We start from the raw sequence: 16,477 nt of genomic DNA, 5'->3' as shown, positions 1-16,477 counted from the left end.
ATATGACTCGCCTCACATGCCATGTCAGTGTCGAATCGTAGGGTGGGGTCTGAATACATAGGATGGGGGAGACCCCGAGGAGGAACCCATGAGATTCGTCGCCACTGGTGACTGGCAGCTGGGCATGACGGCTCACTACCTCAGCGCCGAAGCCCGCCCCCGGTTCCACCGTGCCCGCCTCGACGCTGTCGCGCGGATCGGTGAGATCGCGGCCGAACGCGACTGTGAATTCGTCCTCGTCTGCGGAGATGTCTTCGAGTCGAACCAGCTCGACCGTGCGATCGTCTCCCGCACCTTCGAAGTCCTCAACACCTTCACTGTGCCCGTCGTTCTGCTGCCGGGTAACCACGATCCTCTCGACGCTGCCTCTATCTACGACTCCTCGGATTTCACCTCTCGTCAGCCAGACCACGTGCACGTCCTGCGTGACAGCGAACCGTTCGACGTCATCCCCGGCGTCGAAATCGTCGGCGCCCCATGGTTCTCCAAGCGTCCTCAGGCCGATCTGCTGGCTCAGGCAACCCGGAACCTCGTCGAGGTGGCCCCGGGGAATGTGCGCATCATCGCCGGTCACGGGGCCGTGAGTTCCCTTGACCCCGACCGGGATTCGCTGGCGACCATCGATGACGCTTCCCTCCGAAGCGTGCTGATCGAGGACCGAGCCCAATTCGTCGCATTGGGTGATAGGCACGCAACCCATGCGGTGACTGAACGCATCTGGTACCCGGGCGCTCCCGAGGTGACATCGCGCCGCGAGGACGATCCGGGAAATATCCTCCTTGTCGACATCGACCCCGAAACTCATGCTAGTTCCGTGGAGAAGGTGCACGTCGGAGCCTGGTCCTATCTCGTCGTCGAGGAGGACGTGAACTCCTATGACGACATCACCCATTTCGAGCAGCGGCTGGCCGATATTCCCGACAAGGACCGGACGGCTGTCTGGTTGATCCTGCGCGGAACACTCTCGACTGCAGCTAAGACGAAGCTCGATGAAGTCCTCGACCACGCCTCGGACCTCTTCGCTGTCGTCTCCCTGTGGGAACGACACACCGACATCGCAGTCATCGCCGCCGATGACGACTTCGCCGGACTGGGATTGAGCGGATACCTGCAGGAATCGCTCGACGAACTCTCCACGCAGGCGGCCGGCGACGAGGAAAGCGCGGTGGTCGCACAGGATGCCCTGGGACTGCTCTACCGGTTTGCAAGGAGCGGATCATGAAACTCCATTCCATCCACCTGCAGAACTATCGCGGGATCACGGATGCGCGCGTCGAATTCACGGATGGCGTCACTGTCGTCGAAGGGCCGAACGAGGTCGGGAAATCTTCGATCCACCAAGCCATCACTCACCTTCGTGACGACAAATCGAGCTCACGCAAAGGCAGCATCAAAGACATACAGCCCGTCGGAGCCGATGTGGGCCCTGAAGTCGAGCTGCATCTGAGCACCGGCGGCTATGAGCTCAAATATCGCAAACGGTGGCTCAAACAGCAGGAGACGCAGCTCAATGTCCTGCGGCCGGCCCCCGAGCAGCTGAGCAGCGACGATGCCCACGACAGGTTCCTTGCGATCCTCGACGAGACCGTCGACGTCGACCTTCTCGTTGCACTCGACGTGGCGCAGGGGGAGAGCCTGGCACAGGCACCCCTGGCACAGATCAAGGCGCTTCACAGCGCCTTGAGCGAATCCGGCGCCGAAGTCGCTGATCACGATGACTTCCTCGACCGGGTTGAGGCCGAGTACCTGAAGTACTTCACCGCCAAGGGGCGGGAGACGGGGGAGTACAAGGAACTCATCGCGCAGGTGCCTGTCGTCGAGGCCGCCTATGAGGACCTGCTCGAACGCAGTCGCGGAATGGATGACCTCGTCGACAATCATGCACGGGCCGCGGCACGATTGGAGACCGTGCGCATCCAGTTGACGCAGGCCAGCGAGGACAAGGAAGAGGCAGAGAAGGCCTCGGCAGCGATTGCGGAGCTCAAAACCGTCCTCGACCAGGTCACTGATCGCGCGAAATCCGCTGCTCGGGATGAACAGATCGCCCGGGAGTCCTTGGACCGCCGTACAACGCTCATCGAAGAAGTGACCGCAGCCGAAGACGCCGTGGACGCTGGTTCCAAAGAAGTATCCGAGCTGGAATCCTCTCAGAAGGAACAGGACACAGAGTTCGAAACAGCGCAGAAGGCCGTCGATGCGAAGCAGGAGGTGCTCAACGCCTCGCGTTCCTCGGCGAAGGATCTGACTCGCGAACTCACACGGGCTCGTGCCCGGGCAGATCTGACCGATCTGAGCCAGCGCCTCGAGACCGTCAGAGACCATGACGAACGTCGAACCCAAGCGCAGGCGACCATCGCGTCGATCGCGGTGACCAGCCGGGACGTTGAGACACTGAACTCGCTGGCGACAGACCTGCGCATCGCCGAGAACGCGAAGACGTCCGCGGCGGCGCGGATCGTCGCCACCCAAGTCGGAGACCAAGCGGTGACGGTCGATGATGCGGTCGTCGGGCAAGGGGCCACTGAAGACGTTGCTGTCGTCAAAGACGTGCATATCACGATCGGCGGAATCGCCGACATCACCATCCGGCCGGGAATCTCACCAGCAGAACTGGACCAAGCGATCACTTCGGCGAAGAGGGCCTTCGATACCGAGTGTGAACGGCTTGGAGTCGATTCGGTCGAGCAGGCACGAGAGCGGGCCCACCGGCGGGCCGATGCCGAAGCTGTCCTGGCCGAAGCGACGTCGACTCTCAAGGCGCTGCTGGGCAACGAAGAGCGCACGACCCTCGAAGCGAAATTGGCCCGAGCTCAGGAACTGGCCGGTGCAAACGTCGAAGACAGCGCAGGCGACGACGACAGTGCAGACGACGAATCATCTGCAGAACGTGAGACCGATACGGCTGATGAGGCTGATACTACCGCCACCCGCAGCATCAAGGAATTCGAAGCTGCCGTCGAGGAGGCAGAGAAGGCCGCCGACACAGCACAGCGTGACCTCGATGCTGCCCGGACAAGTCTCGACCGTCTCCGCACGTCACGTGATGAAGCACGCGTCGCCACCGTCCGCGCCCAGACGACGCTGCAGGAAGCGAGCGCACAGCACGTTCGTCTCAAGGAATCACTTGAACAGGCCCGAGCCGCAGCAGCGGATGAGGATCTCGAAACTGCAGTGAAGGCGGCGGCATCGGAGTCCGAGGCCATTGCTGCGAAGGTGACAGAGGCCAGAGCGAACTACGAGGCTGCCGACCCCGAGACGTTGGAGATGCAGCTGCAGAACGCCCGCCAACTGGTGCTCAGCAAGGAGACGCAGCGGGAGACCGACCGGCAGAAAGTCGACCAGCTGTCGGCACTCATCGACGACCGTGCGAGCGAAGGCATCTACGAGAAGCTCGCTGCCGCCGAAGAGACCATGGAATCGGCACGTCGGAGACTGTCACGTCTGAGACGCCAGGCCCGAGCAATCGACCTGCTGCGGTCCACGGTTCTTGCGCACAAGGAAGAAGCACAGCGGAAATATGTGGCTCCGTTCAAGGAGCAGATCGAGCGACTGGGACGACTGGTCTTCGGACCGGGACTCTCCGTCGATGTGTCGGAGAACCTCGAAATCGTCTCACGGACCCTCAATGAACGCACCGTTGCATTCGAATCACTCTCCGGAGGCACGAAGGAGCAGCTGGCACTCATCGGCCGCCTCGCTGTGGCCACGCTCGTCGACAGTGATTCTGGGGCACCGGTCATTCTCGACGATGCCTTCGGCTTCGCCGATGCTGAGCGTCTCAACGCTCTCAACGTCATCCTCGGTACAGTCGGTCAGCGCGCTCAGGTCATCCTGCTCACCTGCCAGCCCGACCGCTTCGGGAACATCGGCGGAGCAACGACGGTCAGTCTGAGCTGAGCGCGGCCTCGCGCGCATCCTGAGCTGCCTCGACAGCATCCTCTCGCAGCGTCCGCCGGAGGATCTTGCCCGAAGTCGTCTTCGGCAGCTCACCGATGAACGTCACCCGGTGCGGAGCCTTGAACGAAGCGAGATGTTCGCGGCTGTAGGCGATGATGTCGGACTCGCTGACAGCGTCGGCCTCGGCGCCGGGCGCGAGCGTGACGAACGCAGCAACGTCCTCGCCACGGTACTCATCGGGAATGCCGACAACTGCGGCCTCCTGGATGGCCGGATGAGTGTAGAGGACATCCTCGACCTCACGCGGCCAGACCTTGAAACCGGAGGCGTTGATCATGTCTTTCATCCGGTCGACGACGAAGAGCCACCCTTCGGAATCCATGAAACCCACGTCGCCCGTGCGCAGCTCCCCGCCGGGAATCTGCTCGGCTGTGGCCTGCGGGTCATTGAGATACTCGGAGATCACCTGAGGGCCGGAGATTGCGATCTCCCCGATCTCGTTGGGCCCCAGCGCCTGACCCGAGGCATCGAGGATCCGGATCATCGTGTCCGCTTGGGGGAGTCCGCACGCGAGGTTCCCGCTGTTCTCATCCACCGGAGCACGCAGATTCGTGGGCACTGTCGCGGCCTGAGCGCAGGTTTCAGTCAGACCATAGCCTTGAGCGAGGTAGAGACCTGTCCTGTCCTCGAACTTGCTGACCAGGCCCTCGGGCAACGGAGCGCCACCCGACTTGAGGCGTGTGAACGAGGAGAAATGATCCCTCGTGAAATCAGGATGCGCCAACATCGCCGTGTACACAGTCGCCGGTCCGACCATATAGGTCGGCCGTTCACGCCGGCACAGCTCCAGCATGGGACCCGGCGCGAAGCGATAGTTGAGGATGAGTCGGGCACCACCGGCCACAGCAGCGATGAACTGGCTGACGAAACCGGTGATGTGGAACAGCGGCGCCAACGTCGCGAAGCCATCACCGGGTGCGAATGCTGCGGTGCGCACGGTCTGGCGAGCATTGTTCGAGACGTTGCCGTGCGATGCAAGCGCACCCTTGGACTTACCGGAAGTCCCTGATGTGAACACCACGAGCGCATCGTCGTCAGGCAAGGGAGTGAAAGGAGTGAAGTCAGTCTCGAGGTAGGCCTCAATGATCTCGTGGACAAGGTCGAGCTCAGGAGTCGCTGGTAGATTCGCGAACCCGGAGAAGATGGCCTCCGGGCCGTGAACCTGATAGCTGAGGTCATCGCTGAGCACGACCACGGGAAGCGATTGTGCATATGGCTTGACCCGGTCGAGGTAGGCGGCTTTCGACACGACGAGGCCCTTGACCTCGGCAGTTGAGAAGATATGTTCGAGTTCCCCGCGATACATCGGGTTGAGCGGGACGACGGTGCCGCCTGCTTTCCAGATGCCGAAGGCGGCGAGAGCGAATTCCGGGGTGTTCTGGTCATAGATGCCCACCCTGTCCCCGCGAGTGATTCCCTGCGCCGCCAGGTACGCGGCGAAAGCTGTCGACCAGCGGTCGAACTGCGACCAGGTGAGCGAGAAGCCGTAGTAGCTGATGGCTTCTCGCTCGCCGTGGTGTTCAACGGTGTCGGACAAATCCGCAAGAGGCGTCGACGCTTCCAGTCTGTAGGGCCGTGGAGCATCCTCGCCCAGTGTTGCCAACCAGGGTCGCGTCTCGCACCAATCGCTCATATCCGAATTTACCTTCTTCGTGTTTCTTCAGGTCGGCGCACGTCACCGGCTCCATAGAAGTACGCTACTGCGACTGCCTGCCGAGAGCAATCGAACGATCGAATAGCGGCAGGATCGGGTGCTGTACCGTTCAGTTCGTGCCGGCTGCCTGTTGCGCGGCCTTGGCTGCGGCAACCGCATCGGCACGAATGGTGCGCCGCAGAATCTTGCCGGAGCTCGTCTTCGGCAGCTCGTCGATGATGGTCACCCGACGTGGAGCCTTGAAGGAGGCCAGCTTCTCGCGACAGAACTCGACGATAGAGGCCTCTGTGACCTCGTCGGCTTCGGGACCTGACTGCAGAGTCACAAACGCAGCAACACTCTCTCCCCGATACTCATCGGGAATGCCGACAACTGCTGCCTCCTGAATCGCGGGATGCATGTACAGGACATCTTCGACTTCCCGCGGCCAGACCTTGAAGCCGGAGGCGTTGATCATGTCCTTCTTACGGTCGACGATGAACAGCCATCCTTCGTCGTTCATATAGCCGACATCGCCGGTGCGCAGCTCCCCATCTGGGATCTGCTCGGCCGTGGCCTTCTCATTGTTGATGTAGGCGGAGACGACCTCAGGGCCAGAGATGGCGACTTCGCCGATCTCATCGGGTCCCAACGGTTCGCCGGCATCATCGAGGATGCGAATCATCGTGTCTGGCTGCGGCAGACCGCAGGAGAGATTGCCGCTGTCGGGATCCACCGGCGCCTTCAGCCCGGGCGGGACAGTGGCGGCCTGCGCGCATGTTTCAGTCAGGCCGTATCCCTGCCCGATGTAGACACCGGTCTTGTCCATGAACTTGTTCACCAGTCCCTCGGGCAGGGGAGCTCCACCCGACATGATCCGCTTGAACGACGCGAAGTGTTCTGCAGTCGCAGCGGGATGGGCAAGCATCGCCGTATAGACCGTGGCTGGCCCCGCCATATACGTCGGCTTCTCCCGCAGGAAGAGTTCGAGAAGAGTTCCCGGCTCGAACCGATAGTTGGGGATCAGCCGAGCACCACCACTGACTCCAGCGATGAACTGGCAGATGAACCCCGTGATGTGGAAGACCGGGGCCAGCGTGAGGAAGCCGTCACCTGGTTCGAAGGTCGGTGTCCGCACACAGTAGCGTGAGTTGCTCGACACCGAGGCATGAGATCCGGAAGCGCCCTTTGCCTTGCCAGAAGTCCCGGAGGTGTAGACAACGATCGCCTCGTCCTCAGGAGTTGGGATGACCGCCGTGAAATCGGTACCCAGATGGGACTCGACAACGGCCTGGAAATCAGGGAGGTTCGGTGTCTGGCCCATGCCGGGATTCTCGCCAGGTGTTCCGGGCAGTTCATCGAACATAGAGAAGATCGCATCGGGACCATCGACCTGATAGCTCCGGTCATCGCTGAGCACGACAACAGGCAGGGCCGCCGCATACGGAGCCACCCGGCCCAGGAATGCTGCTTTCGAGACCACAAGTCCCTTCACCTCGGCGTCGGCGAAGATGTGCTCCAGTTCCCCGCGATACATGGGGTTGAGCGGGACGACGACGCCTCCGGTCTTCCAGATGCCGTAGGTGGCGATCATGAAGGCGGGAGTGTTCTGCTCATAGATCGCGACGCGATCGCCGGCGGTGATTCCCCGTTCCACCAGATAGGCGGCGAACGCCGTGGAATACTGGTCGAACTGCGACCAGGTCAGGCCGAATCCGTAGTAGCTGATGGCCTCTTCGTCGCCGTATGAGGCGACCGTCGACGCCAGGTCTTGGAGAGTGGTGGACTTCTCGAGGGTGTAGGGGTTATTCGCGAGATCTCCCCAGGTCTTCAGCCAGGGCCGGGTGTCAAACCAACTGCTCATTGCTTCGCTTCCTTCGTCGTTGAATGGATGTCGAACAGGATGTGCTGGACTTACTTACGATACTTCTTGATCTCGTTGCGGGCGATCGAACGTTTGTGGACCTCATCAGGACCGTCGGCCAGACGCAGGGTGCGCATGTGCGCCCACATGCTGGCCAGCGGGAAGTCCTCGGTGACACCGGCGCCGCCGTGGACCTGGATCGCACGATCAATGATCTTCAGCGCCATGGCCGGGGCGACGACCTTGATCTCAGCGATCTCGTTCTTCGCGACCTTGTTGCCGTGCTTGTCCATCATGTCCGCAGCATGCAATGTCAGCAACCTGGCCTGATCGATCTCGATCCGGGCCTCGGCGATCCAGTCCTGAATATTCGCGCGAGACGACAGCTTCTCACCGAAGGTCACCCGCTCCTCGGCGCGTTTGACCATGAGCTCCAGCGCCCGTTCGGCCGCACCGATCGCACGCATGCAGTGGTGGATGCGACCTGGACCCAGGCGGGCCTGGCTGATCGCGAACCCCTCACCTTCGCCCTTGAGGATGTCGCTGGCAGGGACCTTGACGTTTTCAAACGTGATCTCGGCGTGGCCCTCCCGATCGTGGTAACCGAAGACGGGCAGGTTGCGGACCACGGTGACACCGGGGGCATCGATCGGAACTACGAGCATCGACTGCTGACGGTGCACCTCGGCATCGGGGGAGGTCTTGCCCATGACGATGAGGACACGGCAATTGGGGTGCATGCCATTCGAGGCGAACCATTTGCGGCCGTTGAGGACGAACCCGTCCTCGGTGGGCTCCATGCGCATCTCAACATTCGTGGCATCGGAGCTGGCAACCGCGGGTTCGGTCATGGCGAATGCCGAGGCGATCTCACCGTTGAGCAGAGGTTTGAGGTATTTCTCCTTGTGCTCATCAGTGCCGAATCGGGTGAAGACTTCCATGTTGCCCGTGTCGGGGGCATTGCAGTTGATGGATTCGGGGGCGATCTCGATGCTGTGGCCGGTGATCTCGGCCAGGGGCGCGTACTCGAGATTCGTCAATCCCGGCCCCCATTCGGGGTCGGGATGGAAGAGGTTCCACAGTCCCTGGCTCTTGGCCTCGGCCTTGAGGTCCTCGAGGATCTGCGGCTGAGTGTGCGGGCTGTCTGCCGCAGCCATCTGCTCGGCATAGACGGACTCCGAGGGGTAGACGAAGTCGTTCATGAACGTGGTCAGACGCTCCTGGTAATCGCGGCTGCGTTCACTTGTTTCCAGCATGTGTGGTCTCCTCGTTGAGTCGGTTCGCTTCGTTGAGTCGGTTCTGATAGCGGCTCATGCCCTTGAGCCAACGGTCGTAGTCGCTGCCCTTCATGCGGTACATGTCGAGCACCTCGGGGTGGGGGAGGATGAGGAACTGCTCAGCCTCGACGGCATCGAGGGCGACGTTTGCGACGGCCGCGGGCGTGTGCACCGCGCCGGCCTCGGTGACCGCGGACTGTGCCGGTCCGTCGGCACCGCTGTCGCGCAGCAGGTTTGTGTCGACGCCCATCGGGGCGATGACCGAGGCCCGGATGCCGTCGTCGCGGTAGGTCAGGGACAGCCATTCGGCGAACCCGACCGAGGCATGTTTGGTCACCGAGTACGCGGCCGATCCGATCTGGGTGAGCAGGCCGGCCGCCGACGAAGTTGCGACGAAATATCCTGATCCGGCTTCCTGCCAGCGGGGGATGAGGGCTTGAGCTGCGCGGATGTGGGCGCGCAGGTTGACGTCGATGATTGCGTCCCAATCTCCGTCGGAATCGCCGAGACCAGCAGGCCCGATGATGCCGGCGTTCGCAAAGTACATGTCGACCCCGCCGAGGCGGTCGTCGGCGAAGGCGATGAGATCGTCGATTCCGTCGACCGAGGACACGTCCCCCACCCACGCGTGCGCACCGGAATGGAGTCCGGCGGCGGTGTCGGTGACCGTCGCGGACAGGTCGGCGAGGACGACGGTGGCTCCGCGGGTGATGAGTTCGGCAGCAAGGGCGGCACCGATGCCACCGGCGGCCCCGGTGACGATGGCCTTGGTATTGGCGAGGCTGCTCATGACTTCTCCAGAAGTGTCAGGGCCTGCCGTGCGAGGTCTTCGACTCCGGCACCGGCGGCTTCCGGATCGAGGTCGAGGTCGCCCATCTTGCCGGTCACCAGGCGTGTGTAGACACCTTCGCGGATGCACGCGAGCTTCCACATCGCGAAGGCCTCGTAGTAACCGACGTCGTGGACCTCGTGTCCGCTGACCTCTTGGTAGCGGTCGATGATCTCCTCAGCCTCCGGGAAGCCGAGGTTGGGGGTAGGAACCCAGATGCTCGTGTAGTCGGTGGGTACCGTGAGCATCGCGACGAAGTAGCCCAGATCGGTGAGCACCTCGCCGACGGCGGTGAGCTCCCAGTCGACGACCGCGTTGACCGCACCGTCCGGGGCAAAGATCATGTTGTTGGGCTTGAAATCTCCGTGAGCCAGGCCGACTGGGCTGCCGGCCGGGTCGGGCATTCTCTCGGCCAGGGCGTCGTGGACTTCGCGGATGATGGGGATGTCGCGCATCGAGATCTCTTCAACCTGTCCGAGCCAGCGTCGCAGCTGCCGTTCGATGAGCCCGCCGTTGCGGCGCAGGTCGCCGAGTCCCACTTCGTCGATGTCGACGCGATGGATTGCCGCTAACGTGTCGACCATGCCGAACGCGCACGCCCGCTTGTCGTTGAGTCCAGGGCCATCGGGGATCTGCGCCCAATCGGTGGGTTCGTTGATGGCGAACCCGGGGCAGTGATCCATGAAGACGAAGGGTACGTCGAGGATCTCAGGATCGTCGACGATGTCGATGACATGGGGGACTGGAACGGGGCTGTCGGACAACGCGGCCATGATCCTGCCCTCCCGCGAAACGTTGTGCGCGCTTCCGCCGGAATGCCCGAGCGGTGGACGTCGGAGCACCCAGCGCGGGAGTCCGTCCACGGTGATGGTGAATGTGAGATTTGAGCGTCCGATGGACATGACTTCGACGTCGAAGTCCGTGACTCCGAACCGGTCCTCAATCCATGCTCCGATGGTTGAAGCATCGAATCCTGCAGGTGCTGTGGTCAACGTCGACCCTCCCGAGTGAACAATCGTTCAGTTTCAATCACAGTATTCAAACGGAGCGTGGGAGTCAAGCTGAAATCGTGATGTCGGTCACCACCGAATGTGATAGTGATGAGTGGGCCATCCCAAGCTTCTTTCATCCACAGTGAGGAAATCATGAGAGCCATTCGCGTTGCCGCCTTGACCGGACCAGATGATGTTGAGCTCGCCGCGGTCGACCGGCCAAGCCCGGGGCAAGGTGAGGTCCTCATTGAGGTCGCCTATGCCGGCGTGACCTTCCCCGAACTGCTCCAGACCCGGGGCATGTACCAGGTCAAGCACGACCTGCCCTTCGTCCTCGGGTCGGAGGCTGCCGGCATTGTCGCCGAGGCGGGCCCGGGATCCCGGTTCTCCGTGGGTGACCGTGTGGCCGCAATTCCCGGCAAAGGCTCGTTCGCCGAATTCATGGTGGTCAACGACGAGCAGACGGTGCCCGTGCCTGATGGCATCAGTCTGGCGCATGCGGCGGGAATGCCGATGAACGTGCTCACCGCGGACTTTGCGTTGCGCTTGAGGGCGCAGGCCAAGGCAGGACAATCCATCCTCGTCCACGGCGCCGCCGGCGGACTCGGATCAGCGGCGGTGCAGATGGCGCTGGCCATGGGCCTCGAGGTCATCGGCGTGGTATCGACCGAGGCCAAGGCTCAGACCGTCCGCGAACTCGGTGCCACCCACGTGGTCATGGCCGAGGGGTTCAAGGACGCGACCAAGGAGATCTACCCGGACGGAGTCGACTATGTCTTCGACCCGGTCGGCGGGGCCCGCTTCACGGACTCGACCCGAGTCCTCGCCCCCTATGGTCGCCTTCTTGTCCTCGGATTCACCGCCGGTGAGATCCCTTCGGTCAAGGTCAATCGTCTGCTGCTGAAGAACATCTCCGTCGATGGTGTGGCGTGGGGAGCCGCGACCCGCGAGCGGCCCGGCTACATTGCCGAACAGTGGGATTCGATCGCCGCCTATGTGGCGGCGGGTAAGCTCAACCCGGCGATTCACGGCACCTATCCGCTCAGCGACGCCGCGAAGGCGATCGGCGAACTCGATTCCCGCAGTGTGCAGGGCAAGGTGCTCCTCGAAGTCAAAGGCGAATAGGGAACACTGAAACACAATTGTGCGGTGCGGCTGTGGGCAAACCACCGCCGCACCGCACGCGTCACTTTTGGCGGTAGCGCTTGGCGATGTCGCGGCCGACGAGTTCCTTCATCACCTCGTTCGATCCGCCGAAGATCGCCTGGACCCGGCTGTCCTTGAACGCTCGGGAGATCGGGTATTCGAGCATGTAACCATAGCCGCCGAAGAGCTGCAGGCACCTGTTGATGACCTCGATCTCGAGGTCGGAGCCCAGGTACTTCGCCTTCGCCGCATCGACTGGAGTCAGCTCACCGGCGTTGAGCGCCAGCGCACAGCGGTCGACGAATGCTTCAAGGGCATCGACGCGGGTTTCGAGCTCGGCGAGTTCGAAACGCGTGTTCTGGAAGTCCCCGATCGTCTGTCCGAAGGCTGGCCGGGTGAAGACGTATTCGCCCGTCCACGCAAGTGCTGCTCTGGCGCCGGCCAGTGTTCCCGAACCGATGAGCATGCGCTCGGTCGGCAGGTTGACCATGAGGTGGATGAACCCTTGGTCGAGTTCGCCGAGGAGAGCATCGGCGGGCACGTGCACATCGGAGAAGGACAGCTCCGATGTGTCCTGGGCGTCCATGCCGAGCTTCTTGAGCTTTCGCCCGCGTTCAAAGCCCGGAGTGCCGTCGTCGACGATGAACAGTGAAGTCCCCTGGGACGGCTTGGCGTCGGGATTCGTGCGGGCGACGACGATGACGAAGTCGCAGTGGTAGCCATTGGTGATGAAAGTCTTCGCGCCGTTGATCACCCAGTCGTCTCCGTCGCGCACAGCCTTAGTCGTGATGCCTTGGAGGTCAGAGCCGGCATTCGGCTCGGTCATGGCAATCGCACCGATCGCCTCGCCCGAGGCGAGGCCTGGCAGGTATTTCTCCTTCTGAGCCTGGGTGCCGAAGGCCAGGAGGTAGCCGGGAACGATACCGTCGGATACTCCCCATCCACTTGTCGTCCCGCCGACGCCTCGCCGGGCGATCTCTTCGCTGCGGACCATCTCGAATCGGAAGTCATCGACTCCGGCTCCACCGAATTCCTCGGGGATGGTCAGGCCGATGACGCCCGCCTCGGCGGCCTTCTTCCACATTGATCGGTCGACGAGGTGCTCTTCCTCCCAGGCTTCGACGTGGGGCACGACCTCACGGTCGAGGAAGGTGGCGACGGTGCCGCGGAAGGCTTCGTGGTCCTCGTTGTACAGGTTTCTCTTCATGGGTGGTGTCCTCTTCGTCAAACGGGTTCAGAGCAGTTCGAGGATGGTGGCGTTGGCTTGGCCGCCGCCCTCGCACATCGACTGCAGTCCGTAGCGGATTCCCTGCTGCTGCATGTGGTGGATCATCGTCGTCATCAGCCTCGCACCCGAGCCGCCGAGTGGGTGGCCCAGAGCGATGGCCCCGCCATTCGGGTTGAGGCGGTTGATGTCGGCTCCGGTTTCCTGCAGCCAGGCCAACGGCACCGAGGCGAAGGCTTCGTTGATCTCGAAGACTCCGATGTCGTCGACGGAGAGCCCGGACTTCTTCAGCGCCTTCGCAGTTGCGGGGATGGGGCCGGTAAGCATGATGACGGGGTCGGCGCCGGCGAGGACGGCCGTGTGCACCTTCGCAATCGGGGTCAGGCCCAGTTCCTTCGCCTTGGCTGAGGTCATCATCAGCATGGTTGCCGAACCGTCGGAGATCTGGGAGGCGTTGCCTGCGGTGACGACGCCGTCCTGCTTGAACACGGTGTCGAGACCAGCCAGCTTCTCCACGCTGGTGCCGCGGCGAATGCCCTCATCGGTTCTGAGGTCTCCGCTTTCGGTGCTCACAGTGATGATCTGGGATTCGAAGCGACCGGCATCGGTGGCTGCGGCTGCGAGTTCGTGGGAACGCACGGCGAGTTCGTCCAGTTGGGTGCGACTCAGTTTCCATTGTTCTGCGATCATTTCAGCGCCGATGCCCTGATTCGGCGTGACGTCGTCATAGCGGGCATTGAACTTCTGCCCGTACGGGGACTGGCCAGCGGCAGATGAGCCCATGGGGACGCGGGACATGGACTCGACGCCGCCTGCGACGACGACGTCGTACTGTCCGGCGATGAGGCCGGCCGCAGCGAAGTGCACGGCCTGCTGGGAGGACCCGCATTGCCGGTCGACCGTGACGCCGGGCACTGACTCGGGGAGTCCTGCGGAGAGTGCGACGGTACGTGCAATGTCACCGGTCTGCTCGCCGGACTGGGACACGCAACCGAAGATCACGTCGTCAATGACTTCTGGATCGATCCCTGTCTGGGCGACGACATCGGCCACGGCGATGGCGCCCAGGTCGGCCGGATGGATGCCTGAGAGCGTGCCCTTGCGCTTGCCGGTCGGTGTACGTCGTGCGGCGACGATGACTGCGTCGTTCATCTGTGCTCCTTCGAGGTGCCGAACCTGCAGTCAGAGAGCTGGAGGTCGATGGCGAGTATGTGACTCAGATAACTGATCGTGAGTTAAGATTTTCACGAAGCCAAGAAACAGTCAAGATAGACCGTAAGTAGACGGGCCAGTCGATCTGCAGGCGGAGGAGAGTGCAGTGGATCAGTCGAACCGGACGGCACTTTCGCGAGAGATCATCCTCGACGCAACGATCGAATGCCTGCTCGCCGAGGGTTACTCAGCCACGACGACGATGAAGGTTCAATCCAGGGCCGGCGTGACCCGGGGCAGGCTTCTGCACCATTTCCCCTCGAAACGGGAGCTGCTCACGGCCGCGGTGGCCCGCCTCGGCGAACAGCGTCTCGACCGTCATCTGGAGGACCGGACCGATGATCTCAGCCGTTCCCTGATGCGCAAGCGTCCTCCTGCCGCCGAGGTGGGACCGCGATCCGACTGGGCGGTGCTGACGCTGTGGGCCGGTCTCATGCATTCGAGCTTCTTCACCGCACTCGAGCTCTGGGGTGCCTCCCGCACGGACGACCTGCTCGCGGAGAAGGTGCGAAACCATGAGAAGACGGTCCTCGAGCGAGTCAGGGACAACGCTCGGGAGCTGTTCGGGCCGAAGATCTGCGCGTCCGAGCGGTACGAGCACATGTTCAACATTCTCTTCTCCAGCATGCGCGGGATGGCCGTAACCTACACCTTCTCCCACCTCGACCCCGCAACCGAACCGATGATCGGAGAATGGCAGCGAACCGCGCGTACGCTCCTTGCGCACACAACCACCGGATGACCTCAATGCCGACACTGACAAGGACGTGACATGTATCCAGGAAAATGGGCAGCGGAGACCCCCGACAAGCCAGCCGTCGTCATGGCAGACACCGATGCTGTGCTCACCTACGGCCAACTCGAGGACAGATCGCTGCGCCTGGCCAACCACATGCGCGCCGCAGGATTGGTCAAGGGCGACCACATCGCCGTCATGTCAGAGAACCGTTTCGAGATCGTCGAGGCACTCTGGGCGGCGCTGCGCACCGGTGGGATCATCACAGTCGTCAACTCGCACCTGACGGCCGCGGAATCGGCCTATATCGTCGACGACTGCGACGCCAGGGTCTTCCTGCTCTCCACTGCTCTGGATGCGGCCGCCGAGGTGGCGGCTTCGTGTCAGCAGGTGGAGAACCGGATCCGCATCGACGCCGTCCCCACGGGTGAGGGCGGTGACGTATTCGCCGACTGGGACGAATATGAGGCGGTGCTGGCAGCCGCCTCGGCGAGGAAGCCGGTAGTCGAACCGCGAGGGGATGACATGCTCTACTCCTCGGGCACCACCGGGCGGCCGAAAGGGATCCTGCCCGGGCCGACAGATCTGCAGATCGAAGACGAGGATGTGTCGATCGTCAAGCTGTTCACTATGCTCTTCGGTTTCGACTCGGAAACTGTCTACCTCTCACCGGCACCGCTCTACCATGCTGCGCCACTGCGTTTCGTGATGACGACGCATGCCAGGGGCGGAACCGCCGTCATCATGTCGCATTTCGAGGCGGAGCCTGCTTTGGCGATGGTCGAGAAGCATCGCGTGACCCATTCCCAATGGGTGCCGACGATGTTCATCCGAATGCTCAAACTCCCCGAGCCAGTCCGCAGCTCCTACGATGTCAGCAGTCTTGAGGTGGCTATCCATGCAGCCGCTCCCTGTCCGCCGGAGGTCAAACAGGCGATGATCGAGTGGTGGGGGCCCGTCCTCTACGAGTACTATGCGGCAACCGAGAGCATCGGCCTGACCGTGATCACCAGCGAACAGTCCCTGGAGAAGCCAGGCTCGGTCGGTCGTGACGGAATCAAGGGCATTGTCCACATCTGCGGTCCGGATGGACAGGAGCTTCCGGCAGGGGAGGTCGGCGTCATCTACTTCGAAGACGCAAGATCCCTGTTCGAGTACTACAAGGACGATGCGAAGACGCAGACATCCAGACATCCGGACCACCCCGACACCTGGGCGACGACCGGCGACATGGGGTACCTCGACGAGGATCGCTACCTCTACATCGCCGAGCGAACTACTGGCCTGATCATCGCGGGCGGAGTCAACATCTACCCGCAGGAGATCGAGAATGCGTTGGCGCTTCGACCTCAGATCGCCGATGTCGCCGTCGTAGGACAGTCCGATGACGAGTTGGGGCAGGTCCCGGTGGCATTCGTGCAGCTGGCCGACGGTGTCGACGAAGCCGGAGCGGCGGACGAGATCCGGACGTGGCTGAGCGATAAGCTGGCCCGTTTCAAGATTCCCCGCGAGTTCTATTTCGTGGCTGAGCTGCCGCGGACACCGACAGGGAAGTTGGTTAAGCGCAAGCTGCCGGATCCTGCAGCATTCGCAGGCTGAGTGCTCG

General features: G+C 62.5%; 12 protein-coding genes. 5 read left to right on the top strand and 7 right to left on the bottom strand.

Annotated elements, in window-relative coordinates; genetic code table 11:
* The first annotated feature begins 88 nt into the window (after positions 1-88).
* On the top strand, positions 89-1,222 hold the full coding sequence (locus INT40_RS03225) for a metallophosphoesterase family protein (protein ID WP_193072491.1): 1,134 nt from the start codon (positions 89-91) through the stop codon (positions 1,220-1,222).
* Entirely contained in the window at positions 1,219-3,897 is a 2,679-nt protein-coding gene (locus INT40_RS03220; RefSeq protein ID WP_193095498.1) for an AAA family ATPase, read from the top strand. The genes INT40_RS03225 and INT40_RS03220 overlap by 4 nt, the downstream gene beginning before the upstream one ends.
* Here INT40_RS03220 and INT40_RS03215 read toward each other — a convergent pair.
* The 5 genes from INT40_RS03215 to INT40_RS03195 form a co-directional block, all read right to left on the bottom strand.
* Entirely contained in the window at positions 3,884-5,590 is a 1,707-nt protein-coding gene (locus INT40_RS03215) for a class I adenylate-forming enzyme family protein (RefSeq protein ID WP_193095497.1), read from the bottom strand. The genes INT40_RS03220 and INT40_RS03215 overlap by 14 nt on opposite strands.
* A gap of 130 nt (positions 5,591-5,720) precedes the next feature.
* Positions 5,721-7,454 (bottom strand): class I adenylate-forming enzyme family protein, encoded by a 1,734-nt coding sequence (locus tag INT40_RS03210; protein ID WP_193072495.1) that lies wholly within the window; start codon positions 7,452-7,454, stop codon positions 5,721-5,723.
* 50 nt (positions 7,455-7,504) lie between these two features.
* The gene (locus INT40_RS03205; protein ID WP_193095496.1) at positions 7,505-8,710 is read right to left on the bottom strand and encodes an acyl-CoA dehydrogenase family protein; all 1,206 of its coding nucleotides are present in this window, start codon (positions 8,708-8,710) and stop codon (positions 7,505-7,507) included.
* A complete protein-coding gene (locus tag INT40_RS03200) occupies positions 8,694-9,521 on the bottom strand; it encodes an SDR family oxidoreductase (protein ID WP_193072497.1) in 828 nt (275 codons plus the stop codon). Before INT40_RS03200 ends, INT40_RS03205 begins: the two co-directional genes overlap by 17 nt.
* On the bottom strand, positions 9,518-10,552 hold the full coding sequence (locus INT40_RS03195; RefSeq protein WP_193095495.1) for a phosphotransferase family protein: 1,035 nt from the start codon (positions 10,550-10,552) through the stop codon (positions 9,518-9,520). Before INT40_RS03195 ends, INT40_RS03200 begins: the two co-directional genes overlap by 4 nt.
* 153 nt (positions 10,553-10,705) lie before the next feature.
* Here INT40_RS03195 and INT40_RS03190 point away from each other — a divergent pair, with 153 nt between their 5' ends.
* The gene (locus tag INT40_RS03190; RefSeq protein ID WP_193095494.1) at positions 10,706-11,677 is read left to right on the top strand and encodes an NADPH:quinone oxidoreductase family protein; all 972 of its coding nucleotides are present in this window, start codon (positions 10,706-10,708) and stop codon (positions 11,675-11,677) included.
* Between the two features lie 61 nt (positions 11,678-11,738).
* On the opposite strand, the gene INT40_RS03185 is transcribed toward INT40_RS03190, so the two are convergent.
* Positions 11,739-12,905 (bottom strand): acyl-CoA dehydrogenase family protein, encoded by a 1,167-nt coding sequence (locus tag INT40_RS03185; protein ID WP_193095493.1) that lies wholly within the window; start codon positions 12,903-12,905, stop codon positions 11,739-11,741.
* 27 nt (positions 12,906-12,932) lie between these two features.
* Complete coding sequence (locus tag INT40_RS03180; protein WP_193095492.1) at positions 12,933-14,075, bottom strand: thiolase family protein; 1,143 nt, start codon at positions 14,073-14,075, stop codon at positions 12,933-12,935.
* A 166-nt stretch (positions 14,076-14,241) separates the two neighbouring features.
* On the opposite strand from INT40_RS03180, the gene INT40_RS03175 reads away from it, so the two are divergent.
* Together INT40_RS03175 and INT40_RS03170 are read left to right on the top strand one after the other, a co-directional pair.
* Positions 14,242-14,877 carry a TetR/AcrR family transcriptional regulator gene (locus INT40_RS03175; RefSeq protein WP_180958861.1) on the top strand — a complete coding sequence of 212 codons (636 nt, stop codon included), beginning with the start codon at positions 14,242-14,244 and terminating at the stop codon, positions 14,875-14,877.
* A 30-nt stretch (positions 14,878-14,907) separates the two neighbouring features.
* On the top strand, positions 14,908-16,470 hold the full coding sequence (locus INT40_RS03170) for an AMP-binding protein (RefSeq protein ID WP_193095491.1): 1,563 nt from the start codon (positions 14,908-14,910) through the stop codon (positions 16,468-16,470).
* The last annotated feature ends 7 nt before the right edge of the window (positions 16,471-16,477 follow it).

It is taken from the genome of Brevibacterium sp. FME17, assembly GCF_014897515.1.
Classification (GTDB): Bacteria; Actinomycetota; Actinomycetes; order Actinomycetales; family Brevibacteriaceae; genus Brevibacterium.
This window is presented reverse-complemented; position numbering and strand designations above follow the sequence as displayed.

Excerpts from the sequence above, each read along its gene's own strand:
- INT40_RS03225 (WP_193072491.1), top strand. The coding sequence starts at position 89 with ATGAGATTCGTCGCCACTGGTGACTGGCAGCTGGGCATGACGGCTCAC.
- INT40_RS03220 (WP_193095498.1), top strand. The coding sequence starts at position 1,219 with ATGAAACTCCATTCCATCCACCTGCAGAACTATCGCGGGATCACGGAT.
- INT40_RS03215 (WP_193095497.1), bottom strand. The coding sequence starts at position 5,590 with ATGAGCGATTGGTGCGAGACGCGACCCTGGTTGGCAACACTGGGCGAG.
- INT40_RS03210 (WP_193072495.1), bottom strand. The coding sequence starts at position 7,454 with ATGAGCAGTTGGTTTGACACCCGGCCCTGGCTGAAGACCTGGGGAGAT.
- INT40_RS03205 (WP_193095496.1), bottom strand. The coding sequence starts at position 8,710 with ATGCTGGAAACAAGTGAACGCAGCCGCGATTACCAGGAGCGTCTGACC.
- INT40_RS03200 (WP_193072497.1), bottom strand. The coding sequence starts at position 9,521 with ATGAGCAGCCTCGCCAATACCAAGGCCATCGTCACCGGGGCCGCCGGT.
- INT40_RS03190 (WP_193095494.1), top strand. The coding sequence starts at position 10,706 with ATGAGAGCCATTCGCGTTGCCGCCTTGACCGGACCAGATGATGTTGAG.
- INT40_RS03185 (WP_193095493.1), bottom strand. The coding sequence starts at position 12,905 with ATGAAGAGAAACCTGTACAACGAGGACCACGAAGCCTTCCGCGGCACC.
- INT40_RS03180 (WP_193095492.1), bottom strand. The coding sequence starts at position 14,075 with ATGAACGACGCAGTCATCGTCGCCGCACGACGTACACCGACCGGCAAG.
- INT40_RS03170 (WP_193095491.1), top strand. The coding sequence starts at position 14,908 with ATGTATCCAGGAAAATGGGCAGCGGAGACCCCCGACAAGCCAGCCGTC.